The organism is Anaerovibrio slackiae (assembly GCF_009695585.1).
GTDB lineage: Bacteria > Bacillota > Negativicutes > Selenomonadales > Selenomonadaceae > Anaerovibrio > Anaerovibrio slackiae.
Map to the genome: position 1 here is coordinate 67,387 of NZ_VUNR01000002.1, position 24,507 is coordinate 91,893.

The 24,507-nt window shown below is 52.2% G+C and carries 22 protein-coding genes and 1 riboswitch; of the genes, 1 reads left to right on the plus strand and 21 read right to left on the minus strand.

Annotated features, from left to right (window positions below; all coding sequences use genetic code 11):
* Nucleotides 1–25: 25 nt before the first annotated feature.
* Nucleotides 26–106, minus strand: a riboswitch (ZMP/ZTP riboswitch).
* Between the two features lie 184 nt (nucleotides 107–290).
* Nucleotides 291–698 (plus strand): RrF2 family transcriptional regulator, encoded by a 408-nt coding sequence (locus tag FYJ84_RS01270; RefSeq protein WP_154405350.1) that lies wholly within the window; start codon nucleotides 291–293, stop codon nucleotides 696–698.
* A 122-nt stretch (nucleotides 699–820) separates the two neighbouring features.
* On the opposite strand, the gene FYJ84_RS01275 is transcribed toward FYJ84_RS01270, so the two are convergent.
* The 21 genes from FYJ84_RS01275 to trpB form a co-directional block, all read right to left on the minus strand.
* The gene (locus tag FYJ84_RS01275) at nucleotides 821–1,123 is read right to left on the minus strand and encodes a late competence development ComFB family protein (RefSeq protein WP_205764036.1); all 303 of its coding nucleotides are present in this window, start codon (nucleotides 1,121–1,123) and stop codon (nucleotides 821–823) included.
* Between the two features lie 160 nt (nucleotides 1,124–1,283).
* Complete coding sequence (locus FYJ84_RS01280; protein WP_235901302.1) at nucleotides 1,284–2,018, minus strand: ABC transporter permease; 735 nt, start codon at nucleotides 2,016–2,018, stop codon at nucleotides 1,284–1,286.
* Nucleotides 2,015–2,782 (minus strand): ABC transporter ATP-binding protein, encoded by a 768-nt coding sequence (locus FYJ84_RS01285; protein ID WP_154405356.1) that lies wholly within the window; start codon nucleotides 2,780–2,782, stop codon nucleotides 2,015–2,017. The genes FYJ84_RS01280 and FYJ84_RS01285 overlap by 4 nt, the downstream gene beginning before the upstream one ends.
* Before the next feature lie 77 nt (nucleotides 2,783–2,859).
* Nucleotides 2,860–3,801: an ABC transporter substrate-binding protein gene (locus tag FYJ84_RS01290; RefSeq protein WP_154405358.1), complete on the minus strand. Its 942-nt coding sequence runs from the start codon at nucleotides 3,799–3,801 to the stop codon at nucleotides 2,860–2,862.
* A 13-nt stretch (nucleotides 3,802–3,814) separates the two neighbouring features.
* Nucleotides 3,815–4,711: a hypothetical protein gene (locus FYJ84_RS01295; RefSeq protein ID WP_154405360.1), complete on the minus strand. Its 897-nt coding sequence runs from the start codon at nucleotides 4,709–4,711 to the stop codon at nucleotides 3,815–3,817.
* An 11-nt stretch (nucleotides 4,712–4,722) separates the two neighbouring features.
* Nucleotides 4,723–5,169 (minus strand): DUF3783 domain-containing protein, encoded by a 447-nt coding sequence (locus FYJ84_RS01300; RefSeq protein WP_154405362.1) that lies wholly within the window; start codon nucleotides 5,167–5,169, stop codon nucleotides 4,723–4,725.
* Between the two features lie 20 nt (nucleotides 5,170–5,189).
* Nucleotides 5,190–6,245: a DUF2939 domain-containing protein gene (locus FYJ84_RS01305; protein WP_205764037.1), complete on the minus strand. Its 1,056-nt coding sequence runs from the start codon at nucleotides 6,243–6,245 to the stop codon at nucleotides 5,190–5,192.
* 134 nt (nucleotides 6,246–6,379) lie between these two features.
* The gene (gene mnmA / locus FYJ84_RS01310; protein WP_154405366.1) at nucleotides 6,380–7,429 is read right to left on the minus strand and encodes a tRNA 2-thiouridine(34) synthase MnmA; all 1,050 of its coding nucleotides are present in this window, start codon (nucleotides 7,427–7,429) and stop codon (nucleotides 6,380–6,382) included.
* A 329-nt stretch (nucleotides 7,430–7,758) separates the two neighbouring features.
* Nucleotides 7,759–8,805, minus strand: a complete 1,047-nt coding sequence (locus FYJ84_RS01315) for a Fic family protein (RefSeq protein ID WP_154405368.1) — start codon at nucleotides 8,803–8,805, stop codon at nucleotides 7,759–7,761.
* Nucleotides 8,806–9,060: 255 nt separating this feature from the next.
* A complete protein-coding gene (nuoB, locus tag FYJ84_RS01320; protein ID WP_328596303.1) occupies nucleotides 9,061–9,816 on the minus strand; it encodes an NADH-quinone oxidoreductase subunit NuoB in 756 nt (251 codons plus the stop codon).
* Nucleotides 9,817–9,828: 12 nt separating this feature from the next.
* Entirely contained in the window at nucleotides 9,829–11,349 is a 1,521-nt protein-coding gene (locus FYJ84_RS01325; RefSeq protein ID WP_154405372.1) for a hydrogenase large subunit, read from the minus strand.
* The gene (locus FYJ84_RS01330; RefSeq protein ID WP_154405374.1) at nucleotides 11,349–12,851 is read right to left on the minus strand and encodes a proton-conducting transporter transmembrane domain-containing protein; all 1,503 of its coding nucleotides are present in this window, start codon (nucleotides 12,849–12,851) and stop codon (nucleotides 11,349–11,351) included. The genes FYJ84_RS01325 and FYJ84_RS01330 overlap by 1 nt, the downstream gene beginning before the upstream one ends.
* A 7-nt stretch (nucleotides 12,852–12,858) precedes the next feature.
* Nucleotides 12,859–13,488, minus strand: a complete 630-nt coding sequence (locus tag FYJ84_RS01335) for a hydrogenase (RefSeq protein WP_277008474.1) — start codon at nucleotides 13,486–13,488, stop codon at nucleotides 12,859–12,861.
* Nucleotides 13,489–13,504: 16 nt separating this feature from the next.
* Entirely contained in the window at nucleotides 13,505–14,389 is an 885-nt protein-coding gene (locus FYJ84_RS01340; protein WP_154405378.1) for a respiratory chain complex I subunit 1 family protein, read from the minus strand.
* Nucleotides 14,389–16,374, minus strand: coding sequence for a proton-conducting transporter transmembrane domain-containing protein (locus FYJ84_RS01345; protein WP_154405380.1), 1,986 nt, complete (start codon nucleotides 16,372–16,374; stop codon nucleotides 14,389–14,391). Before FYJ84_RS01345 ends, FYJ84_RS01340 begins: the two co-directional genes overlap by 1 nt.
* 145 nt (nucleotides 16,375–16,519) lie before the next feature.
* Nucleotides 16,520–17,860, minus strand: coding sequence for a D-serine ammonia-lyase (locus FYJ84_RS01350; protein WP_154405382.1), 1,341 nt, complete (start codon nucleotides 17,858–17,860; stop codon nucleotides 16,520–16,522).
* 154 nt (nucleotides 17,861–18,014) lie between these two features.
* Nucleotides 18,015–20,150, minus strand: coding sequence for an EAL domain-containing protein (locus FYJ84_RS01355; protein ID WP_205764038.1), 2,136 nt, complete (start codon nucleotides 20,148–20,150; stop codon nucleotides 18,015–18,017).
* 227 nt (nucleotides 20,151–20,377) lie between these two features.
* Nucleotides 20,378–20,950 carry an anthranilate synthase component II gene (locus FYJ84_RS01360; RefSeq protein ID WP_154405386.1) on the minus strand — a complete coding sequence of 191 codons (573 nt, stop codon included), beginning with the start codon at nucleotides 20,948–20,950 and terminating at the stop codon, nucleotides 20,378–20,380.
* Entirely contained in the window at nucleotides 20,931–22,427 is a 1,497-nt protein-coding gene (trpE, locus tag FYJ84_RS01365) for an anthranilate synthase component I (protein WP_154405388.1), read from the minus strand. The genes FYJ84_RS01360 and trpE overlap by 20 nt, the downstream gene beginning before the upstream one ends.
* Before the next feature lie 19 nt (nucleotides 22,428–22,446).
* Nucleotides 22,447–23,232, minus strand: a complete 786-nt coding sequence (gene trpA / locus FYJ84_RS01370) for a tryptophan synthase subunit alpha (protein ID WP_154405390.1) — start codon at nucleotides 23,230–23,232, stop codon at nucleotides 22,447–22,449.
* Entirely contained in the window at nucleotides 23,232–24,422 is a 1,191-nt protein-coding gene (gene trpB, locus FYJ84_RS01375) for a tryptophan synthase subunit beta (protein ID WP_154405392.1), read from the minus strand. The genes trpA and trpB overlap by 1 nt, the downstream gene beginning before the upstream one ends.
* Between the last annotated feature and the right edge of the window lie 85 nt (nucleotides 24,423–24,507).

Here is a 24,507-nt window from a genome sequence, read left to right on the forward strand (position 1 = left end):
CAAACAAAAAGGCCGCCACCAGGGCACCTTCTGCCCAGACGGTCGGCCATTATCTCATTCGCAATTCATGTGGTCAATTCCACTTCCGTCAGTCTCACGAACACTCACATTGTACAATAATTACGCACCTGCGTCAATAAAAATTTCACGCTTATGGAACTGCCTCCGCACACATATATACAGCTCCTGCCACAATAACCAGCATTTCCCATTATTTTGCGATGTCTTATTGTCATACCCACCAACATAGTATTATAATATGTCTAAGGATATCTATGGAGGTGTTTTATATGATTTCCACCAAGGGCAGATACGCCCTGCGGCTACTGCTGGACTTAGCCGGCCAGGACAGCAATGAATACATACCTCTGCGCACTATTGCCCAGAGACAGAATATTTCTGAAAAATACCTGCAGATTGTTATCAGGGAAATGGTGCAGGCCAAACTCATCAAAGGCATCAGTGGCAAAAAAGGCGGCTACCGCCTCACGCGAAAACCATCGGAATATACCGTAGGAGAGATCCTTTATCTGGAAGAAACATCTATCTCGCCAGTGAGCTGCCTGCTGCCGGATGCAGAGCCCTGCCAGCGCAGCAGTACCTGCCTGACGCTTCCCATGTGGGAAAAATACGACCAGCTCACCAAGGACTTCTTCTATGGCATCACCATACAGGATTTATTGGATGGCAACATCTGAACATGGCATGCATGATTACGCTTTATCAGCTGTCACACTAAGCGATTGGTGTGACAGCTTTTTGCTGAAAAAAAAGCGCAGCCCCGCAAGGCTGCACTCAGGCTTGTAGCTATCAAGCACTATCACTCATGCCGCGGATTCCTGGTAACCTTTTCAGCTGCCTCAGTCATGGCCCGCAGCACATCTACCTTGACCATCATATCAGAGGTATTGATGCGCTCAAAAAGATTGCCACGGTCAGAGGAAACATAATGAGGCTTCAGGTTGTTCAGAGCCAGTGCCTTTATATCCGACAAGCACTGGGTGCAGCAGCACGCACCAGGAAATTTCTGCATTACAATAGGAAACTGTTCATCTACAACCATTTCCATGACATTGGTAACCGTCAAATCCTTCAACATATCACTAGTCAACTTTCCTGCCATAATATCAACCATCCCTTGTTGTAAAAGTATATCTACCTGTATATTTACATATTACCATAAAACACGTTACAACGCTACCAATACACAAATATTTAGACAAAACTACTAACATTATTGGTACTTTTGTCTTATATTTACATGAACTCACACTGTCAATACCTCACTGCTTGTACTGCCAATGGCAGGCATACTGCTCAATCATGTCAATGGTGGTAAACATAATCAGCCCGATAAGGCTCAGCACCACGATGCCGGAGTACATTTCCAGATAATTCACCCGCAGCCAGGCATCCATGATAAAATACCCCATACCGTACTTGGTGCCGAAGGTCTCCGTAAAAAACAGCACGGAAATGGCCGTGGCCAGAGCCACCCGCACCGCAGTAATAAACTTGGGCAGGGAGGCAGGCCAGAGCACCTCAAAGAAAATATCCCGGAAGGTTGCCCCCAGTGAATACAAAGGATACAGGGTTTCCTTGGGAATGGCGCGGATGCCGTCACGCACTGCCACCACCACCTGAAAGACAATAATCAGGAAAATCATGGTAATCTTGGAAGACTCCCCTACCCCGAAAAGCAGCATCAGGATAGGCAGCAGGGCAATCTTCGGCACCGGGTAGGTAAGGTACACCAGAGGCGACAGAAAGCGGTCGCACTTGGGAAAATACCCCATCAGCACCCCCAGGGGAAGCCCCACTGCCACAGCCAGGAACAGCCCGGCAGCAATGCGCCACAGGCTGTAGATGCTATGGATAGCAATATGCTTCATAAAGATATCCGCCAGATTCTCCACCACCAGCACAGGGCTGGGAATAATTGGCAGAGCCACCAGCTCCGCCGCCACTGCCCACAGGGCAGTCAGAAATACCGCTGCAGCCAGATACCAAACACTCATTGATTTTCCCATATCTGATTCCAGTCCTTCTTGATAAGATTTCTCAGGCGCAGCCCCATTTCAAAAAATTCAGGCTGCTGGCGGATATCCTTGCCGCCGAACAGCGGATTTTCGATAACCTGGCTGATGCCGCCGGTATAGGCGGAGAGCACCACGATTTTCTGCCCCAGGTACAGGGCTTCTTCCACATAGTGGGTGACGAAAATCGTGGACACGTTGAACTTGCGCCAGAGCCGGAGGAAAATATCCTGCATTTCCTCACGGGTAATGGCATCCAGCGCGGAAAAAGGCTCATCCATCAAAAGCACATCCGGCTGCAGGGCAAAAACCCTGGCCAGGGCCACCCTCTGCTGCTGGCCGCCACTGAGCTCCACAGGATAGCGGTGCCCCAGCCCCTCGATGCCCAGCTGGCGCATCAGCTGCTTTATCACATTGCGGTCAAGAAGCTCCGGCGCCTTCTTGATCTTCATGCCCAGACGGATATTGTCCACCACCGTTTTCCAAGGCAGTAGGCCATAATTCTGCGGCATAAAGCCGATAGTCTGCGCTTTGGGATTGACTTCCTCCCCATTAATCAGCACCCTGCCCTCATAATCGGGAATCAGCCCCGCCACGCACTTCAAAAGAGTTGACTTGCCACAGCCCGAAGGCCCGATGACGGCGCAGGTGCCCCCATCGGGAATAATCAGGTTTACGTTGGCGATTGCCGTGTAAATATCATTTTCCGTCCTGTACTTGACAGACACATTTTCTATCTCAATCATATTCTATAGCATATTCTGTAACAAATTATCCTGCATGGCACTCATCCTGCATTTCACATTGCAGCCCGGCCATGCCCTTACTTGTTCAGGTCAAGCACCAGCTCGTCATAGGTATAGCTCTGCTTGATGAGCTCCTTCTGCACCATCCAGTTGATGCACTCGCTGACGTCCTTTTCAGCCGGCAGCCCTGCCTCACGATAGTGTGGCAGCTTGAGGGCAGCCTTTGCCGCATCCGGGAAGCCGCTCTTTTCAATCACCAGGTCCATATACTCATCCTGCGGATGCTCGTTCAGGTACTTGACAGCCTTGTTGTAGGCACGATAAAAAGCCTGCAGCTCCGCCTTCTTATCACTAGCCGCCTTGGCTGTGAACATCATCACGCCAGGATTCACGCCCATTTCCTCAGAATCGGTTACAAACCGGCAGCCGTTGGCAATGGCAATGGAGCCCATTGGCTCAGGCAGGGTGGCAGCAGCAAGCTTGCCGCTTTGCAGCATCTCAAGACGGGTAGGAATCTGCGGAATCACCACCTTGTTGATGCTATCCTCCGGCATGTTCTGACTGGCCATAATGCGGTCAGTCACATACTCGATGATGGTATTCTTGGATACAGCCACATCCTTGCCGGCCAAATCCTGGGGCTTTACATCACCATCCCCCTTACCGGCAATCAGCTTGTAGGTACCGTCAGTGTAGGAAGTAACCTTTACATCAAAGCCGCCGGCCTTGGCAAATGCCACTGCCAGCATATCAGAAATAGCACCATCCAGATTGCCGCTCTGCAAGGCAGCATCCCTGTCCATGGCACTCTTGAACTTCTGAATGTCAACCTTCAGGCCTTCCTCGGCAAAATATCCCTTTTCCTCTGCAATAATAATCGGCACGGAATCAATATCAGGCATCAAGCCAATGGCTATCCCCTGCAGCTCCTTTTTCTCAGCCTGCTGGCTGCCACAGCCTGCCACAAGGGCACTCAGCACCAGAACAGCCGCCATCATCATTACCAATAACCTTTTCATAAACCATTCCCCTTTACTTGAATAATGCATTTAAGCCCACAGATACATAGTGCAGCACCGTATCTATAGTATCCTTGTTTTCGCTATAAGCCCTGTCCACATCGGCCTTGACGCTTTTCGCCTGCTGGCGCATGGCCTCTAGGTTATCCAGCTGGTCATCCAGTTCCTCCAGTGCCGCCCCTGCCGCCTGCACGGACTGGCTTACGGACTCCAGCTTCTCCTTGGCCTCAGCCTCCTGGGCAGCCGTGGACTCAGCTTCCTTTTTCTGCTTGCCTGCATCGCCGGTAATCTTGTCCAGCACCTTGCCGGCAGCGGATTTTCCCTGCTGGGACTTTTCCTGCTGCTCCTTCTGCCCATGCAGCTTATCCGCTGCGGACTGGGCAGCCTTCTGTTCCTCCAGCAGCCTCTGATACTCGGCCTCCAGCCGTTCCTTCTTCCTGCTCAGGGACTCCTGCTGGCTGTCAGCCTCCTGCAGCTGCCTGGTTGCCGCAGCATGCTGGCTGTCCAAGGCCTCCTTCTTTGCCTGCTGCTCGCTCAGGTAGCCGGAAAGTGCCGCACCGCAAAAAGCCGCCACCACAAAACCAACAGCCAGCAGGGCAATCATCTTGCCCCTGCCGCCTGGCCGGTCTTTCTGTGGCGGATTGCCAGGAACATTCATATTCATGCCATTGCGGCCGTTTATGCTGTTCATGTTGTTTATGCTATTCATGCCGTTTATGCCGGTATTGTCCCCGGGCGGCATATTGCCAGCACCGCCATAGCCGCCATTATCAGCCTGCTGCTGGCGTCTCGGTATCTCCACAGGTTCCAGCTCCCTGACCTTGCCTACGTTCAAAAGCTGTGTTTTCTGGCTTTCCATATCCGGGCTCACCCGTGGCAGCGGCTGTGTATGCTCAAAATCCTTATTCATCTATACTATCCTCAATCTCCTCGCTCATCAATAACATCCTCGCTCAATGCTTTCTGCTCCTCATGCTCGCTGATCTCCTTGACAACAGCCCCATGCTCCTTTTCCATGGTCTGGCAGAGTTTTTTCAGTGTCCACAACGTATTGAAGGGCGTCACCACCGCCTTGTAAATGACAGGTGCCAGCCCTGCCTCCTTCCAGGCTGCCAGCAGCTTATCCAGCCGCTTATTGCGGATATTCTGCATCAGCATGACCTCATGAGGAAAAGAAAACTCCTCCTCCTCTGCCTTGGCCGGGGAAAAGCCCCTGCTGCCCAGCAGAAAGCCCACCTTCTCCTTCCAGGCCTCATCAGGCAGCACAGTCACCCTGATATTCATGTGGTGCAGAAGCCGGGTAACAGCTTCCAGCCGCGCCTGGTCACTGAACTGATACAAAAGGACATGTTCACCTTTATTATTCATAACCTATATCCTCTCTCAATTTAACGCACATGGGCGTTTACCTGCTTCGTCAGAAGCTCTGCATCCTTTTCCAGGGTTCTTGCCATGCGCAGGCTATTATCAGAAGCACGAATGGTAGCTGCCTTTTTGTCATCCATCCATTTGGCATAACTGGCTGCCGCCTCAATCCTGGCATCGCAAATCTTCAATCTCAGGCGGTGCAGGCTGCCTGCCGCATCAGGCACCTCCATAGCTTCCAGTTCAGCCTTCCGCGCCTGCCAATCAGGTATCAGCTTGTTTTCCAGCACAGCCTTTACCTGGCTCCGGGTGGCATTGCTTCCCAGGGAGCCATTGGCAAGCAGCCCCGCAATTTCCTGCTCAGCTGCCGCTATCACAGCATCATGCTGCTCCATCAGGCTGGCTGACTCGTCCAGATATGCCTTCACATGCCTCTGCCGCAGGCGCTGCAGATTTTCAATAAACTCCTTGAAGTTGGTAATCTCGTATATGCGCCAGATGCCGCTGTCTGTTTCCACCAGCTCCACATCCAGCGTATAATCCTCCCCTGCTTCCGTCTGGCGCACCTGCACCTTTGCCACAGCTGTGCCATTATCAAAATCAACTGCCATGGACTCCAGCTTCTGGAAGCTGATATTCGGCAAACCGATGCGGTTGACAATCATATCCGCATCCACCGCGGCAGCCATGCTGCGCTCGTCCACATTTTCGTCAATCCAGGTTCCCTGCGCCACATAATTATCCACTGCCGACTGAAGGCTCATAATCACAGGTGCCTTGAACATCTTGGTCAGGCTGCTGACGGCCTCCTTGGTATCACCGGTAGCAGGCACCATGGCCTGTACCAGCCCGTCCAGCATAGCATCGCTAGCCGTATCCAGCATGTGGTTCACATCCACATATTTGTACAGCTTCTCCTTGTCGTGCTGGCTTACCGCCTCCTGCACCATTTTTATGGAATACTCAGGCGTTCTGGTATAATAGCTTACATACCACCAGCCACCTGCCGCAGCAATCACCACCGCCACCAGGGCAAAGGCAATAACCCTTTTCTTTAAAGACTGCATAAATCTATTCATACAAATCATTCCCTTTATATAACAGCAAAGCTATATAACAGCAAATCTTAAAACAAAACCTTGAAATAAAACCTTAAAACGAAATCCTGGCAGCAAAGCCCTGCCTGATAGCACATCTATCAGAAGTGCTGTCCTCACTTGATGGCAGACCTGATGATGCCGCCGCCCAAAACATCGCTACCAATATAAAATACCGCCGACTGCCCCGGGGTAATGGCCCTCTGAGGCGCAGCAAACTCCACCTGCACCGTGCCATCTGCCTGAGGCACCAGCACAGCCTCCGCTTCCCCGGCCCCATAGCGAATCTTGACACCTGCCTCCATGGGCTCCCGCAGCTCAGGGATAGCAACCCAGTTCAGGCTTTCCACTACTATGCCCTTGCCAAAAACCTCCTGATTGTCACCTGCAATGACCTGATTGTGCGCCGCATCAAGCCCTACCACATACAGAGGCTTCTCTGCCGCAATCCCCAGCCCCTTGCGCTGGCCGATGGTGTAAAAGGCTATGCCCTCATGCCTGCCCAGCACCCTGCCGGAGGTATCCACAATATCTCCCGGCTGCTTCAGCTCGGGACGGTGTTGCAGCAAATACTCCTTGTAGTCATCAGGCACAAAGCAGATTTCCTGGCTCTCCGGCTTGTTGGCCACCGGCAGGCTGCGCTTTGCCGCCTCCGCCCGGGTATCCGTCTTCACCCAGCCCCCCAGGGGAGTCATTACATGGGCCAGCTGCTCCTGCCGCAAGCGATAAAGGGCATAAGCCTGATCCTTGCTGCCATCTGTACCCTTGCTGATATTGTACCTGCCCGTTGCCTCATTATAATGCACCCTGGCGTAGTGCCCTGTAGCAAGATAATCGCAGCCCAGCTCCGCCGCCTGCTGCAAAAGGCCGCCAAACTTCACATTTGGATTGCAGGCAACACAAGGATTAGGAGTGCGCCCTGCGGCATATTCATTCAGAAAATAATCTATCACCTTTTCCTGAAACAATGCCCTGAAATTCGCCACATGATGGGGAATACCCAAAAAATCCGCCACTATCCTGGCATCCTTGATGGCACCGGCAGAGCAATCACTCAGCTCCATGGTGATGCCGACCACCTCATGCCCCTGCTCCTGCAAAAGCGCTGCCGTCAGGGAGCTATCCACGCCTCCGCTCATGGCAACGGCAATTCTTCTCTTTTCCATATTATCAATTCCTATCTGCAAATCATATCTATAAGACACAGCAGCCGCATCACCTGCTGCCGCCATGCCGAAAAATTAGTCCAACAAATCTCACTCTACATTATACTATTACTACATACTTTCGTCAAAAAAAGCTGCACATCTTCCTATATCGTATCCAGCCACCAACATTATTCAGTATTGCCTGCACAACACTCAGCCTTGAATATCGGCACTATCCTTCACACTGTAATATTACCATATATCTCAAGATTAAGAAATAATTTTACGCTAAAAAGCCCGGCTGTTACCATCAACCGGACTTAATACAAAAATGTAAATTGAGGAAATTACTTCAATCTGTAATAGCAGATGTTCTTCCCAGCTCCTTCCCGTTTCAATTCACCGAATGATACCAGCTTGCGGAGAGCTCCCTCAATGGAGCTTACGCTGAGAGATGGACACATCTCACGAATGTCCTGCTTGGTAAAACGACCAATTTTATCCATCGTAGCACGTCTGACTGTTTCCAAGGCAGGCAGTTTTGTTTCTACCAACGCAAAACGGTCTTCAAAATCCTTGTAGGCTGCAAGGATAGTTCCCAGCAGATATTTGATAAATGGAACCGCATCCTCAGCACCTTCATGCCATCCAATTTGCGCCTGCCCCAGTGCATTATAGTAAAGGTCTTTATTTTTAGCAATTTTTGCTTCAAGAGAAACATACTTTCCAACATAAAAACCACTTCTGTATAATAATAGAGTTGTGAGCAACCGGCTCATTCTGCCGTTGCCATCATTAAAAGGATGAATACACAGAAAATCGTGAATAAATATCGGAATGACAATCAATGGTTCAACTTCCATATTACCAATAACACGATTATATTCCTCACAGATTTTATCCAGTGCTTCCGTGGTTTCATAAGGTGCAAGGGGAGTAAACAAGTTCTCCACATGGCCATCCGGGTAAGTGGCACTAATGTAGTTTTGCACACTTTTCGTCCGGCCTGCCATAGGATTATTCATGTGGCTATACAGAATTTTATGAAGCTGCAGGATATAATTCTGCGAAATCGGAATCGCATCAAAGCTTTCGTGAATAATATTTAAAACATCGCGATAGCCTGCAATTTCCTGTTCATTACGGTTTTTAGGAGTCGTTTTTTCTTCCACCAGCTGCTTCATACGGGTACTTGTCGTTACAATACCTTCAATGGCATTAGAAGCTTCGGTACTTTTAATCTTTGCAATCTCAACCAGCTTTTCAAGTTCTTCCGGTCTCTGCTTCAGATACATTTCCTGCTTCCCAGCTTCTTTGTATATAGCCGCAATTAACCCCAGAATTTCTGAATCCCACTTTTGATTCTTTATGTCAGAATAATTAAATGTCCTCATAACCTTACCTCCAAATCATTCCCTTAAATTACATCATAAAAAAAGGGAAAAGTCAATGTTGTAAGGGATCTGTAGCAACTAATAATAGAATATGCACCTCATCCAATATACGCATAGCACTTTTTTACGAAGGAACATATAGATTGCATAAAAATAACAAACTGGCAATGCATCAGGGCGGCATGGCATGTACCTGAACAGGCACTGCCATGCCGCCCCGTATACAATATTTGTACGCTTACGATGCAGTAAGTATTATTTCATCTTCTCCTTGAGCATATCAGCTGCCGCCAGCAGCCCCACAATCATGGCCGATGGCCTCGGCGGACACCCCGGCACATACACATCCACCGGCACTACCTTGTCGGCAGCCCCTACGATGGCATAAGTATCCCCATAGGTCTCGCCGCCTGCCGCACAGGCACCGCATGCCATCACCAGCCTCGGCTCCGGCATGGCCTCATAGCTCATCTTCAAGGCCTGCTCCAGATTGCGCGTCACCACGCCTGTCACCATCAGCATATCTGCATGGCGCGGGGATGCCACGAAAGCCACCCCGTACCTGTGCAAATCATAATAAGGATTGCCCAGTGCCCCCATCTCAAAATCACATGCATTGCAGGAGCCTGCATCCAGATGGCGCACATGCAAAGAACGCCCCAGCTTTTCCTTCAGCACATCTGCCAAAGCCTCCTGCCCTGCTTCAATGAGATATGGCATGGCATCCTCAGCAGAATGGTGCAGCACGCCCTCAGTTTCCCTGCCGTCTTCCAGGGCAGCCCTGGCACAAGCCTCTACGCACTTGCCACAGAAAATGCACTTCTTGTAGTCAATCTTATATCCGCTGCCTTCAGCCTGAAAAGCCCCTACCGGGCATGCCGCCTGGCACCTTGGCAACAGGCTTTCCTCCACGCTGCCTGACAGCTTGCCGCGAAAACGCTGGCTGCCGCTGAGGGACACCTGCTCCGTGGCTATCTTGTCGCGAAAAATTCTCTCCAATACCTTAAACACAGTCATCCCTCCTTATCTGTCAATACATGCGTAGCAAAGTTCAAAGCTCTTGTTTATCAATGGGAAATCAGGAATAATATCACCCTGCACCGCAATGGTCAGGGCAGGCCAGTTAGGATAGGAAGCACTGCGAACAAAGAGCCTGTCAATCCTGCCCTCCTCATCCAGCGCCACATAATGGAAATTGCTGCCCCTCGGTGATTCGCAGATGCCCCAGGCTTCCCCGGCACCATAGGCCATATCGGCATGCAGCGGCATGCCCTGGCAGTTCCGCAGCATATCCAGCAGCTTGTCCACCATCTCAAAGGAAGCAGACAGCTCCCCGATGCGCACCAGCAGCCTTGCCGCCACATCCCCCATGGTCTTGGTATATGGCTGGAAGTCCAGCTCCGGGTACACCCCGAAGGCAAAATCACTGCGGCTGTCATGGGCATAGCCGCTGGCCCTGGCCCCCACGCCAACCATGGCCAGATCCACAGCCGTCTGATGGCGGATGATGCCCGTAGTCTGCACGCGGTTCTGAAAATTCTCCTGCTCCCGGAACATGGTAGCCAAATCCTCCACGCCCTCGGCAGTAGCATCCATCACGCTATGGATTTCCTCAATCAGCTCTGGCGTAATATCCTGACGGACACCCCCCGGCACAATCACGCCCCGGAGGAAGCGATTGCCAGCCACGGCCTCGCAAAGCCTCATCAAACGCTCTTTGAGCCTTGAACCCAAACTGATAGCAGGATTAAAGCCCACGCCTGCCGGCATGTTGCCCAAATCACCTACATGATTTACAATGCGTTCCAGCTCCGAAAGCAAGGTACGGATAATCTCCGCCCTTCGCGGCACGCTGACACCTACCACTTTTTCCACCGCCTGGCAGAAGCTCCAGGTGTTGGACACGCTGCAGGCACCGCAGATGCGCTCTACAATATGCAGGGCCTCCTCCGGCGTTTTACCCTCTACGGCTTTCTCAATGCCGCGATGGGTAAAGAACAGCTTGGCATCCAGCTGCAGCATAGCCTCACCGGCCTGGCTGAAGCGGAAATGCCCCGGCTCGATGATGCCTGCATGAATAGGCCCTACAGGCACCTCAAAGAGCCCCTGCCCCTTGGCGGAGCGCACCTTGAACTTCCGCTCGCCCCGCACCTTGGCATTGACCTTCACAGACTTCCGCAGGGGATAAAAGCCATCCGGGAAGCTCTCATGCAGCACCAGCGGCCGCAAATCAGGATGTCCCTCCGGCACCAGGCCGAACATATCATGGATTTCACGCTCATACCAGGCCGCAGCCGGAATAGCATGGGTGATGCTCTGATAGCTCAGGGAGCCCTCCGGCTTAAACACAGCCTTGACCACCTGCATGTCCTTCTTCTCAGGAATCTCAAAATAGCAATAAATGGCGTAGCCGGTGCCCTGGGCGGTTTCATCCCTGCCGAACATGGCAGTCAGCGGATGGTGCCCCCCGTCATAGACACGCACTGCCGTCTCCAGCAAGGCCTCCGGCGCAATCACCTGCGCAACATGTGCAATACGCTCCATCAATACACACCTCCCAGAACAATCTGTGCCGCATGAGCCAGCAGGTTATTCAGCACTGCAATCTCACTGAGCCCGGCACTGGCCACGCAGCTAAAGAGCAAAAGCCATGCCAGCACAGCGGAATCCACGAAGCCAAACAGCTCCCCGGAGCTCTTTCTCTTAGCCTGGCCGCCAAACATGCGCATGACATGGTACAGAATACCAATCAGCATGCCAGCCAGCAACAGCAGCATTAAAATGCCCAGCCACGGATGCTCCGCCTGGAAAAAGCCGAAAATAATATAAAATTTGCTGAAGAACACGCCGATTGGCGGCATGCCAAGAATACCTACGATGCCCAAAAGCCAGAACAAAGCTGTCCGCGGCGTCTGAGTCATCATGCCATGGATGCGCATCATATTCTTGGTGCCAAACTCCTCCATGATAGTACCGGCCGTGTAAAACAGGGAATACTTCACCAAAGCGTGATTAAACATGTGCAGCAGCATTGCCTGGGCAGCCATCGGCACAAAAAGCCCTAAACCTGCCACCATCAGGCCGAAATTCTCCATGGAGGAATACGCCAGCATGCGCTTTACATCCCTCTGCACCAGCACAAAAGGCACTGCCGCCGCCACTGTAAAGAGGCCGAAGAACAGGCACAGGCCGCTGATGAAATCCACCCCGATGGATGGCAGCAGGATGATGATGTTCCTTATCAGCACATAGATGGCACAGATGCACAAAGAGCCGGACAAAAGACCGCTGGTCAGTGCCGGTGCCTCGGAATGGGCATCCGGCAGCCAGGCATGCATAGGCGCCAGCCCCACCTTGGTGCCATAGCCCACAAAGAGGAAGCAGAAGGCGAACCTGGCCATAGCCGGGTCAATGCTGTCCACATGCTGGGCAAGATACAGCCAGTTCAGAGGATTGGCCGGCCCGATATTGGTCAGCTGGATGTAGTAAACGAGAATTGTTCCCAAAAGAGCAAGACAGATGCCCACGGTGCAGACCATGACATACTTCCAGGTTGCCTCCAACGAAGTACGGGTAAACTTGAACGCCACCAAAAGTGCAGACACCAAAGTAGTCGCCTCGATAGCAACCCACATCAGGCCCAGGTTATTCACCGTCACCACCACAAACATAATCCACACAAACATGTGGGACAGGGCATAAAAACGCCCCTCCAGACGCCCGAAGCGGCGCAGGTAGCCATACCGCTTGTTGGTGTCCCTGTCCAGGTAGGCCTTGCTGGTCCAGGCAAAGGCCAGGTACAGTGTACCGATAATCAGCAGCATCCAGACGCTGAGGGCATCCAGATACAGGTATTCATCCCCGTAGGGAGTATTAACATCAAAGGCCGTCACCAGCAGGAAAAGCGCCGCCGCCACAGAGGTGGCAGTCAGGCGGTTCAGCCAGTGCAGCACATTCCTTGACAGCATATTTGTTGCCGAAACCAGACTGAAAATGACAGGCAACAAAAGTATGATATAGATAAGGTCACTTATACTAAAATTCATCTCATTATTACCCCTTCAGCTTTTTCATTACACTTGTATCAGTAGTCATAAAGGACAGGCGCATTCTGGAGGTCAGGATAACCAGCACCACTACCGCAATCAGCACATCCAGGAAAACACCCAGCTCCACCACCAGCGGCAGTCCCTCCGTCATCAGGAGTCCCAGCAGGTAAATGCCGTTCTCCAGGGTAATCAGCCCCACAATCTGAATGATGGCACGCTTTCTCAGCACCATCAGGGAAAGTCCCGTCATAATCATCAGGATAGAAGCGGCAACAATATCACGTCCCACAGAGCCCGGCAGCAGCCGCTCCACAATGGCATAGCCCAGCACCAGAAACAGTGCCGCTGCCATAGTTGAGTAGTTGACGTTGCTCTCGGACAAAATCTCACGCTCGTTGGTCAGCTTGCCCACCAGATTCCATACAGCCCCCGGGATAAAGATGACCTTTACCGCCAGCGTCAAAAGCCCCGGCAGCATAGCATGCATCCCGCCCCCATGGGACAGGCCCAGCCAGAAGCAGGCACAGGCAATAATCAATGACTGGCTGGCAAGGCAGATGACTGCCCGCCGCAAATTCGTAATTCTGGTCTGCAGAAAAACTACAAGAACCAGGAACACTACCAAATAATCCACTTTCTCCCAGTCCTCCTTACTCTGCAATAATCGCCAGAAGCAGCAGCACTATTGCCGCCCCCAGATAAACACGCACCTTAAAGAGACGCATCTTGTTGTTGAGGATTTCCACAACGCCAATCAGCACCGCCCCAAACAGGATTTTCACTGCCAAAGGCACAGCCAACGGCAAGTACAAAGCCCCGAACAAGGTCAGGAACACCATGATTTTCAGCATGCTGCCCAGATGAATCAGCGTCAGCAGGGGGCCGGAATACTCCAGGGTCATGCCCTCATGAATCATGGTCAGCTCCAGATGGGTGTCAGGGTTATCCACCGGCAGGCGGCTGTTTTCCGCCAGGATTACCAGGAAAAACGCCACGCAGGCCAGGGCAGCCGACACGGTAAAATAAGCCCCGTCATAGTCAATCACCATGCTGGACAAAGTAGTAGAATGATACCGCAGGCTGTTGATGAGGATGGCCAGCATCACAGCAGGCTCCACCAGCACGGAAATATAAATCTCACGGGAGCCCCCCATGCCGCCAAAGGAAGTTGCCGCATCCATGGAGGAAAGCGTCATAAAGAAACGCCCCAGGGCGAGAATATAGACAAAGACAAAAGCATCACTAATGCTTACCTGCCCTGCCAAAAAGCCCGGCACCATAGAAGCCGCCAAAAAGCTAGTCACAAAGTACGCCACCGGCGCCAGAATGAAAATCACGCTGGTATGGGGCGTCAGGATAGTAGGTTTCTTCCACCATTTCCGCAAATCAAAATACTCCTGCAGCACGCTGGCACCCTGCCTTTTCTGCAAGAACGCCTTTACCTTGTTGATAATGCCGGCAATCAAAGGCGCAAAAGCCAGCAGCACCAGGGCCTGTACTATATTAAGCCCCAGACCTTCCAGAATGTAGCCCATTATAATACCCCCCAGATAAGCACGCAGATCATGGCAATCATGGTATAGCCGATATACAGGCTCACACTGCCTTCCTGAATGTGGCGGAAAGCGGAGGATGAGCTGATCATCCAGGTCTGTACCGGCTTGTACAATTTCTCAGTAAACAAATCAGGAATCTCAAGATGCACCTTCAGCTTGCGGCCGAAATAATCATGCTCCTTGCGGATGTACTCGGTATGCCGCTGAGGGTTCAGGATGCTGCCAAAAGCACGGCGCAGAGGCTTGCTGAAGCCCGTGGCGCTGTACTGCTGGCGGCTGGTAGGATAAGTGCCGCAGTTCCAGGTCACATCCCGGCGTTCAAACTTTTTGCTGCCCAGGAGTGACACGGCCACAAACACCGTTACCAGCACCGTCACAGCCAGGATAATCGCCGGGCTGTAGATGGCATAGCGGCCGCTTCCGCCCCAGATAATGCCCAGAGGGTTCCCCATAGGCGCAGTCATCGGCCCCGCCACGATGCTCTGCATGATGTTCACCACAGGGTCCGGCAAGATGCCCACAATCACTACCAGAGCCGCAGCGATGCCCATGCCCAGCAGCATAAAGAACGGCTGCTCATGAGCCTTGTCCACAATCTGGCTCCGTGGGCAGCCCAAAAAGGCCGTGCCGTAGAGGCGCACGAAGCACCCCAGTGCCGTAGCGCCGGTCAGTCCCAGCAGGATAAAGGCAAAAATCACCAAAAGCCTCAGCTCCGGGCTGCCAGCCTGCTGTGCCAGGGTAATAAAGCTCTGCAATACCAGCCACTCGCCAATCAGGCCGCTGGTAAAAGGCAAGGAAGACAGTGCCATGGCACCAATCAAGGTGAAAAATGCCGTATAAGGCATCTTCTTAATCAGGCCGCCCATCTTCTCAATATTCTTGCTGCCGGTAGCGTGCATCACGGCACCGGCGCTCATGAACATGAGCCCCTTCATCAGGCTGTGGCTGAAGGCATGTACCATAGCGGCAGTAAAGGCCACCACCGCCAAAGGGAAAAGATTCATAGCCATCAGCACCATGCCGCAGCCAAACACGGCAAAGATAATGCCCATATTCTCCACAGAGGAATAAGCCAGAATCCGCTTCATATCCACCTCCATAGTGGCGTACAGCACACCCAGGAAAGCGGAAATCAAGCCCACAACAGTCACCAGCAGGCCGTACCAGAACACATCCATGCCGATGAACTGAAAAGCAAAGCGGCCAAAGCCGTACAGTGCCACCTTCAGCATGACGCCGCTCATCAGGGCGGACACATGGCTTGGTGCCGCCGGATGGGCATTAGGCAGCCAGATATGCAGAGGCATCAGGCCTGACTTCAGGGCAAAGCCTGCAAAGGCACATAAAAAAGCGATATGCCGCATAACCCCGTCAAGCTGATTATGCATCATATCAGCAAAAGCAAAGCTGGCAGAATGGCTGCCCAGAAGATAAAAAGCCACGAGGATTGCCGCCGTTCCCAGGTGAGTCATCACCATGTACTGATAAGCGGCTGAAACGGTTTCCTTCTTGCCTGCCTCGTGATTTACCAGCAAAAAAGAAACAAGTGCCATAATCTCCCAGGATACAATGAAAGTAAACGCATCCCCGGAAATCAGCACCGCTACAATCGAAAACAAAAATAAATTCCACATACCTGTCAGGGCACGGATACGGCTCCCCAGGTACCCCCTGGCATAGTCCAGGGCATAAATGCTAATGAAAAACCCAGCCACGCCGGTAATAACTAAAAACACGCTGCTCCAGCCATCGGCAATCAGCGAATAGCTGCCCCATTTTGCATCAATCAGCAGGGCACTATTAGGCATCAGCAGATACCTTAGGCCGCTGAAAGCAGTCATGCCGCTGGCAACAATGGCACAGAGCATGCCTACATAATGAGCAGCCAGCTCCAGCCGCTTGGGCCAGACAATAGTCAGCGTTCCCAGCAGGAATACCAGCAGGGAACATAACAATACATCCATTTTTTCAACTCCTATATATTTTTATTACCTGCCCAGCCCTTTTTTGGGGGCAAGGCAGGCTTACAACAAAATCAGGCCTTTCTTGCGTCAGGCAAACCCACAGCAAAATCAGCTCCATATCAAACAAAACAGGCCAATGGCACAGTCAGGCTTTTCTCGCCAGCAGCTGCTGACGCACCTCCTCCGGCACCAGATTGCCGCCGGTAGCCCAGATAATATGGGTAGCGTTGGCCATCTTCTTGCCCAGGCGGTTGTCGTACTTGTACTCATCCATCACAGCGGACCGCCCCATGCACACAGGGCCGTGGATGGCGGCACAGGCACTAGGCTCGATGAAAATGCCCTCATGCTGCCACAAAAGCTGCAGATACTCAAAAATCCGCTTGTCCTTAATGGTAAAATCTCCGCTGAGGAACGGCAGGATAAACTCCCCCACAAAGCCCGACTGACGGCTGACAGCCAGCCCATCCGCCTGGGTATTGCCGGAAAGTCCGATATCCTGCACGGATATATTATCAAAGAGTCCCGTCACCATGCCCAGCAGCATGCAAGGAGCCTGAGTAGGCTCCACAAAGAAGCAGTGCACATTTTCCCCAAAAAGCTGCTTCAGGCCGAAGGTAATGCCCCCAGGGGCACCGCCTACGCCGCATGGCAGGTATACAAACAGGGGATGGTCACCATCCACCACAATATGCTCTGCTGCCAGCTGCCTTACCAGCATCTTGGCCGCCACCGCATAGCCCAGGAACAGCTCCTGGGAGTGTTCATCATCCACAAAATAACTGCTCTCGTCAGCATCAGACTTTGCCCGGCCTTCCTTCACAGCATCGCTATAGTTGCCCTCGTACTCAATGACGGTCACGCCCTTGCTGCGGAGCAAATCCTTCTTCCACTGCCTGGCATCGCTGGACATGTGGACAATGGTCTGAAACCCAAGAGCCGCTCCCATGATGCCGATGGACAGCCCCAGGTTGCCTGTAGAGCCCACCTGCAGCTTGCGGGTAGCAAAAAACTCCCGTGCCTCCTCATCAGCCAGCTTGCAGTAGTCATCCTCAAAGCTTTCCAGGATGCCGTTCTCCACCGCCAGGATTTCCGCATGCTTCATCACCTCATAGATGCCGCCCCTGGCCTTCACCGAGCCAGCCACCGCCAGATGGCTGTCCAGCTTCATCATCAGCCGCCCGGAAATATCCGCGCCAATGCGGGGCGAATTCAGTGCCTCCCTGAGCTTCGACACCTCCACCAGGTCGGAGTCAATCAGGCCGTTCCTTTCCTCCGTTTCCGGGAACAGCTTTTTCATCAAAGGAGCAAAGCGGCGCATACGGGCATAGGCAGAATCAATATCCGACAAAGTGAGGGATGAACGCAGCACAGCATCATCATTATTCATCTTCATGGGATTTGCCCATTCCACCTCAATGGCATTTCGTATATCAGTCAGCAAAATCTCCCTGCGCTCCAGAGAAGAAAGGCTATCAATTTCCATCCGTGAACATTCCTTTCTATGAACAACTTTCTATAACAACTAATCATCAGCTCGTCAGCAACCAACAGTGAATCCATATTTCCGTGCAGCAATTTTTCATATTGATACCGCCTGAATCAACACCGTTTAATTATACAGACTTTGCGCCCTCAATTCAACTGTGTTTTCGCAAATAATCAACAAAATCTGCCTCCGGCAAAGGCTTGGAGTAATAATACCCCTGTACATAGTCGCATCCCATCTTCATCAGCCGCTGCCGCTGCTCCTCGGTCTCAACCCCCTCGGACAGCACCGAAAGCCCCATATTCTTGCACATATCAATAATATAGCGCATCATCTTGTCGCTCTGCTCATTCTGCTCCTGGCGGATAAAGCTCATATCCAGCTTCACCACATCTATATCCATGTGGCCGAACATGCTCAGGGAGGAATAGCCCGTCCCAAAATCGTCCAGCTCCACCACAAAGCCGTCACGATGCATCTCATTGACCTTCCTGATGACCATATCAGGATTGTCCATGTATGCCGACTCCGTTACCTCGATGTGCAAATCCGCAGGCTCCAGGCCATATTTTGCCAGCAGGGGCTTCAACATCTCCTCATCGTGGAAATAGATAAAATCTTTCCGGGAAATATTCACCGACACAGGCACCGTCTTCAGTCCCATGTCCCGCCAGCGCTTGATAGCGGCACAGGCCTCCTCCCACACATACCTATCCACATGAGCCACAAAGCCGTTATCCTCAAAAATCGGAATAAACTCTCCCGGGGACATGAAGCCGTACCTAGGATGAATCCAGCGCACCAGAGCCTCCGCCCCAATCAGCCTGCCATCAAAGATATTGTGCTTGGGCTGGTACCAGACCTGAAACTGCCGCTGATTGATGGCTTCCTCCATATTTTCCAGAATCCGCTGGGTCTTCAGGGCATACAAACGGATATTATCATCGTAGAGATTAATCAGCTGATTGTATTTGTGCAGGATTTTCTGCAGCGCCATCATGGCACGGTCGCACATGACACTGACAGGTATGCTATGATCCACCGACTCATAAATGCCGTACTTCTGCACAAAGGGCGGCAGCCCCTCCTTAACCGTCTTGTACTCATGCAGCTCGTCAGACTGCTGCTGCAAAAGCTTCTGGTAGCTGCCGGCCGAATGAGGCAGCAGCTGGACGAAGGTTGCATCATCCAGGCGCCCGTAGACGCTCCTTTCCCACTGGTCCTGGTCATGATTCTGCGCCACATAGCGCAAAATAGCCTCTCCCTGCTTCGCACCGTACTGCTCGTTGATGTTGGGCAGATTCACCACATGGGTGCAGACCATATCAAAATCCTCCTCAGGATACCTGGCCAAAAGCTGCTCCGCCAGATGCAGGAAATAATCCCTGGTATAGCAGTTGGTCAGGTTGTCCATGCGCAGCACGTTCAGCATGACGGTCTTCTCATGGAGGGCTATGGCACGCTGCAGGCGGCTCAGCAGCACATCAGGATTAAATGGCTTGGCTACAAAGTCCGTGGCACCGGCCTTCAAGCAGCCTGCCTCCTCCTCCGGGGTATTGTCGCTGGTCAGCACCAGCACAGGAATCATCCGCATGATTTCATCCTTCTGGAACTCCCGCAAGAACTCATAGCCGTTCATCACCGGCATATTCAGGTCCATCAGGATAACGCTGATATCCGTGCTGTGATTTTTCAGGTACTCCAGTGCCTCAAAGCCGTTTTCCTTCTCAACAGTTTTGTAGTGCTGCTCCAAAAAATAGCACAGGGTAGTCCGCTGCAAATCCGAGTCATCCACCACCAGCACCGTCTTGTCCCCCACCAGCTGGCGTTCCTTCACGGAAAGCTTCGCTTCCTTGTCCAGCTCACGCTGATGCTCCTCATCAATATCACGGGCACACAGGAGAACCACCTGCCGGTCAGCCTTGTAGTCCCGGGAGGGGATAATCTCAATCATTTCCCACCTGTACCTGCCACCCTTGGAACGGCGATAGGTTATGCTCAGATATTCCTTGCCGCCTGCCAGCTGCGACCTCAGCTGGCTTCTTTCCAGAAAGCTGGCAAACTCCTGGGCATCCTCTGCGTAGACCATACCGGCCTCAGCTGCCCTGGCAGCCATCCTCTCATAATTCTCACTATTCGCCAGCAGCCGCTGAATATCCAGCTGATTGCTCTGAATACAGCGAAAGGAATTATCCGTCAGATTGATATATATTATTGTGTGATAAACATTTCTTACCAACCGTAAAACATCATCTATGTCCTTATTATGAAGCTTATCCGCAGACATATCATTGCCCTCCCATTCTATCATCTATTCTATTGTATACTCATTACACCAATTTCTCAAGTATCTATGGGAGTTTAATCCTGCAAAAACCAAAAATATCATCATATTCATAAGAACGAGAAAATGCCCCCAAACCAGTCCATTGGCCTGTGAGGCATTTTCGTAAAATATTTGTAAAATATTTTTCAAAACAGGGCTTATCCAGCTTTCCCCGGCTTTGATATTGCTTATTTCAGCACCCGGCTGAGGAAGTTTTTCATCATCACATGGCCGTCAGGGGTAAGGATGGACTCAGGATGGAACTGCATGCCCTGAATGTCGTACTCTTTGTGCCGCAGCCCCATAATCATGCCATTGGCCAGCTCCGCTGTCACCTCCAGGCAATCAGGCAGGCTGTCACGCTCCACAATCAGTGAGTGATAACGCCCCACCTCGATATCCTGGGGCAGCCCGGCATAGATGCCCTCCCCATTGTGCCTGAGCTTGGAGGTCTTGCCGTGGACGATTTCCCCGGCACGGATTACCCTGCCCCCGAAGACCTCGCCGATGGCCTGATGCCCCAGGCAGATGCCCAGGATAGGCGCCCTGCCCTTCATCCTGTCTATCAGCTCCTCGGTAATGCCGGAGTCACCAGGCACACCCGGCCCCGGTGAAATCACGATGCCGTCATATTTCCTGGCTGCCACCTGCTCCACAGTGATTTTATCATTGCGGATGACCTCAACCTCTGCTCCCAGCTCGCACATCAGCTGATAAACGTTATAAGTAAAGGAATCATAATTATCTAAAAGCAGCAACATCGTTCTCCACCTCCTCTACTACGGTAAACATGGCCTTGGCCTTCTGCAAAATCTCCTTGTACTCAAACTCCGCCTTGGAATCGTAGACAATCCCGGCACCTGCCTGGATGTAGGCATTATCCCCGTCAATAAACATGGTGCGAAGGGTAATGCACATATCCATGTTGCCGGCAAAATCCATATAACCTACCGTACCTGCATAAGAACCGCGCTTCACCGGCTCCAGCTCGTTGATAATCTCCATGGCCCTCAGCTTCGGTGCACCGCTGACTGTACCTGCCGGGAAGCAGGCCCGCATCACATCCATAGGCGTATAGCCCTTTTTCAGATTGCCCCGCACCTCGGAAACCATGTGCATCACGTGGGAGAACCTCTCCACCTGCCTGAGCTTGGTCACTACCACAGAGCCCGGCTCACTGATGCGCCCGATATCGTTCCTGGCAAGATCCACCAGCATGGAATGTTCTGCACACTCCTTGATATCGTGCTTCAGCTCCGCCTCCAGTGCGCTATCCTCCTCCTCGCTGGCACCCCGGCGGCGTGTTCCGGCAATCGGATATGTATATACATACTCACCTGCCACCTTCACCAGCATCTCAGGGGAAGCCGCCACGAACTTCTTCCTGCCAAAATTCAGGTAGAACATATACGGAGAAGGATTTACCTGACGCAGGCGGCGATAAAACAGGAATGGCGGCTTGGTCAGCTTGGTGCGGAACTGCTTGCTTGGCACTACCTGGAAAATATCTCCTGCATTGATATATTTCTTGCAGCTGGCAATGGTATCCGCAAAATCCTGAGGCATTTCGCCATATTCATTGAGAAAATCCAGTTTTTCCTGCCGAGGCGGCACCTTGGCAGAGGTAGTGATAGCCGGGCTATACAGCTTCTCCACCAGCTCCTGCATCCTGGCCTCCACCTTGTCATACAGCTCGTCAAGGTTCTCCGCATTTTTTACATCAGCCAGGTAGATAAGCTGGGAAGCATTCTTCTGCTGGTCAAAAACCATCAGCACCCTGCAAATCATGAACTGCCCCAAAAGCTCATCCTCCGCCACATCCAGGCCCCGCACCCGGTCAAAGACAGCGGCAGTCTCGTAGTTGAAATACCCTACCGCACCGCCATTGGCAAGGGGCAGCTGCTGGTTATAAAGGGCTGACTTCAAGCCCTTCATGTACTCATTCATGGTTTCCACCGGGCTGCCATCCAGTGCCTTCAGCCGGTCATCCTCCTGAATCATCAGGCGGTTCTTATAAATCTGCAAATTGATAAAAGGCTCCGCCCCGATAAAGGAAAAGCGGCCAAATTTCTGATGGGCATCCACGGACTCCAGCAAAAAGCCCTTTGACTCACCCACCAGCTTATAATACATGGACACAGGCGTATCCAAATCCGTATCTATGAAAGTTGCCACCGCCACAAGGCTGGCGGTTTCCGACAGCTTCTTAAAATCCTCCCTTGACGGACTCAGCTTCATATTATTTCACCTTCCCCAATTACATCTTATCCAGGGCTTGGCGCATGCTGCCAATCAGCTCCATAGCTTCTGACCTTTTGCCCTCCATGATGCGCTTTACTACGGCAGAGCCTACAATAACGGCATCCGCCTGCCTGGCGGCCTCCACGGCAGCCTCCGGGGTGCCGATGCCGAAACCTACGGCACATGGGGTAGCCGTCTGCTTCTTCACATGCTCAATCACCCTGTTAATCGGGCTGTAATCAATCTTCCTGACGCCGGTAACACCATTAATGGACACGCAGTAGATAAAACCGTCCGCCGTAGTGCAGGTTTCGCTGATGCGCTCATCGGTAGTGCCCGGGGTAACAAACTCCACCAGATGCAGACCCTGCTCTGCACATGCTTTCTTCATGTCAGCAGATTCCTCATGAGGCACATCCGGGATGATGAAGCCGTCCAGCCCTGCCTCCCTGGCATCCACAGTAAATTTCTCAAAGCCGTAGGTCAGCATGTTGTTCACATAGCCCATGGCCACCAGCGGAATCTGGGAAGATTTGCGGATTTCCCTGACGATTTCCAGCACCTTCTTCACCGTCATGCCCTTCTGAATAGCCTGATAGGATGCCGCCTGAATCACAGGGCCATCTGCCATAGGGTCTGAAAAAGGCACTCCCAGCTCGATAATATCCGCACCGGCCTTCTCAGCCTCCAGCACCAGCCCTGCAGTGGACTCCGCATCCGGCATACCGGCAGTTATATAGATAACCAGGCCCTTTCTGCCTGCATTTTTTAATTCCTGAAACTTATTCTCCAAACGGCTCATTAGTCAATCTCCTCTCCCAATGCTTTCGCTACCTGCTGTACATCCTTGTCTCCCCTGCCTGACAGGGTAACCACTACAACCTCGTCCTGCTTCGTATTCGGCATCAGCTTTTCCAGATAAGCCAGCGCGTGGGAGCTTTCCACCGCCGGAATGATGCCCTCCAGCTTCGTCAGCAGCTGGAACGCATCCAGTGCCTCCTTATCGTTGATTCCTACATATTTTACTACGCCCTGGTCATGGAACATGGAATGCTCCGGGCCAACTCCCGGATAATCAAGGCCTGCCGAGATGGAATACACCTCGATAACCTGCCCGTCCTCGTCCTGTGCCAGGTAGCTATATGCACCATGCAGCACGCCCGGACGGCTGTCAGGGTTGGAAAGAGTCTGGGCATTGTCGCCGATGGCAGTGCCGCGGCCGGCTGCCTCCACGCCAAACTTGTGCACATCGGCATCGTCCCTGAATTCGTAGAAAGTGCCGATGGCGTTGGAGCCTCCGCCCACGCAGGCCAGCAGATAGTCAAGGCGTCCGCCGGTTTCTTCCTTGATCTGCTCACGGATTTCCCTGCCGATAACGGACTGGAAATCCCTTACCATAGTCGGATATGGATGAGGCCCCACCGCAGAACCGATGATGTAGTGGGTATCATCGATATGGGCAGCCCAGTAACGGATTGCCTCGCTGGTGGCATCCTTCAGGGTGCTGGTGCCGGTAGTGACAGGCACCACCTCTGCCCCCAGAAGCTTCATCTTGAAAACATTCAGCTTCTGGCGCTCAATATCCACAGCCCCCATGAAAATCTTGCACTCCATGCCGAACAGCGCCGCCACCGTAGCAGTTGCCACGCCGTGCTGGCCTGCACCGGTCTCCGCAATCACCCGGTTCTTGCCCATGCGCTTCGCCAAAAGAGCCTGCCCCAGGGCATTATTGATCTTGTGGGCGCCGGTATGGAGCAAATCCTCACGCTTGAGATAAATCTTTGCTCCGCCATAATGCTTGGTCAGCTTGTCTGCATAATACAAAAGCGTCGGCCTGCCTGCATACTCCACATAGTATTTTCTCAGCTCTGCCAGAAAATCAGGATCATCCTTGTATTTGTTATATGCCTCCTCCAGCTGGTTCAGCACCGGCATAACAATCTCAGGCACATACTGTCCGCCATACTTGCCAAATCTACCCTTACTAGCCATTCTCTATTTCCTCCTATGATTCTACATCTTCAATAACTTTGCAACTTTATAATTCTTATAACCGTATAATTTCCCAGCCCGTAAC

What these genes read in the sequence shown, in the direction of transcription:
- FYJ84_RS01270 (WP_154405350.1), top strand. Translation starts at nt 291, where the DNA reads ATGATTTCCACCAAGGGCAGATACGCCCTGCGGCTACTGCTGGACTTA.
- FYJ84_RS01275 (WP_205764036.1), bottom strand. Translation starts at nt 1,123, where the DNA reads ATGGCAGGAAAGTTGACTAGTGATATGTTGAAGGATTTGACGGTTACC.
- FYJ84_RS01280 (WP_235901302.1), bottom strand. Translation starts at nt 2,018, where the DNA reads ATGAGTGTTTGGTATCTGGCTGCAGCGGTATTTCTGACTGCCCTGTGG.
- FYJ84_RS01285 (WP_154405356.1), bottom strand. Translation starts at nt 2,782, where the DNA reads ATGATTGAGATAGAAAATGTGTCTGTCAAGTACAGGACGGAAAATGAT.
- FYJ84_RS01290 (WP_154405358.1), bottom strand. Translation starts at nt 3,801, where the DNA reads ATGAAAAGGTTATTGGTAATGATGATGGCGGCTGTTCTGGTGCTGAGT.
- FYJ84_RS01295 (WP_154405360.1), bottom strand. Translation starts at nt 4,711, where the DNA reads ATGAATAAGGATTTTGAGCATACACAGCCGCTGCCACGGGTGAGCCCG.
- FYJ84_RS01300 (WP_154405362.1), bottom strand. Translation starts at nt 5,169, where the DNA reads ATGAATAATAAAGGTGAACATGTCCTTTTGTATCAGTTCAGTGACCAG.
- FYJ84_RS01305 (WP_205764037.1), bottom strand. Translation starts at nt 6,245, where the DNA reads ATGAATAGATTTATGCAGTCTTTAAAGAAAAGGGTTATTGCCTTTGCC.
- mnmA (WP_154405366.1), bottom strand. Translation starts at nt 7,429, where the DNA reads ATGGAAAAGAGAAGAATTGCCGTTGCCATGAGCGGAGGCGTGGATAGC.
- FYJ84_RS01315 (WP_154405368.1), bottom strand. Translation starts at nt 8,805, where the DNA reads ATGAGGACATTTAATTATTCTGACATAAAGAATCAAAAGTGGGATTCA.
- FYJ84_RS01325 (WP_154405372.1), bottom strand. Translation starts at nt 11,349, where the DNA reads ATGGAGCGTATTGCACATGTTGCGCAGGTGATTGCGCCGGAGGCCTTG.
- FYJ84_RS01330 (WP_154405374.1), bottom strand. Translation starts at nt 12,851, where the DNA reads ATGAATTTTAGTATAAGTGACCTTATCTATATCATACTTTTGTTGCCT.
- FYJ84_RS01340 (WP_154405378.1), bottom strand. Translation starts at nt 14,389, where the DNA reads ATGGGCTACATTCTGGAAGGTCTGGGGCTTAATATAGTACAGGCCCTG.
- FYJ84_RS01345 (WP_154405380.1), bottom strand. Translation starts at nt 16,374, where the DNA reads ATGGATGTATTGTTATGTTCCCTGCTGGTATTCCTGCTGGGAACGCTG.
- FYJ84_RS01350 (WP_154405382.1), bottom strand. Translation starts at nt 17,860, where the DNA reads ATGGAAATTGATAGCCTTTCTTCTCTGGAGCGCAGGGAGATTTTGCTG.
- FYJ84_RS01355 (WP_205764038.1), bottom strand. Translation starts at nt 20,150, where the DNA reads ATGTCTGCGGATAAGCTTCATAATAAGGACATAGATGATGTTTTACGG.
- FYJ84_RS01360 (WP_154405386.1), bottom strand. Translation starts at nt 20,950, where the DNA reads ATGTTGCTGCTTTTAGATAATTATGATTCCTTTACTTATAACGTTTAT.
- trpE (WP_154405388.1), bottom strand. Translation starts at nt 22,427, where the DNA reads ATGAAGCTGAGTCCGTCAAGGGAGGATTTTAAGAAGCTGTCGGAAACC.
- trpA (WP_154405390.1), bottom strand. Translation starts at nt 23,232, where the DNA reads ATGAGCCGTTTGGAGAATAAGTTTCAGGAATTAAAAAATGCAGGCAGA.
- trpB (WP_154405392.1), bottom strand. Translation starts at nt 24,422, where the DNA reads ATGGCTAGTAAGGGTAGATTTGGCAAGTATGGCGGACAGTATGTGCCT.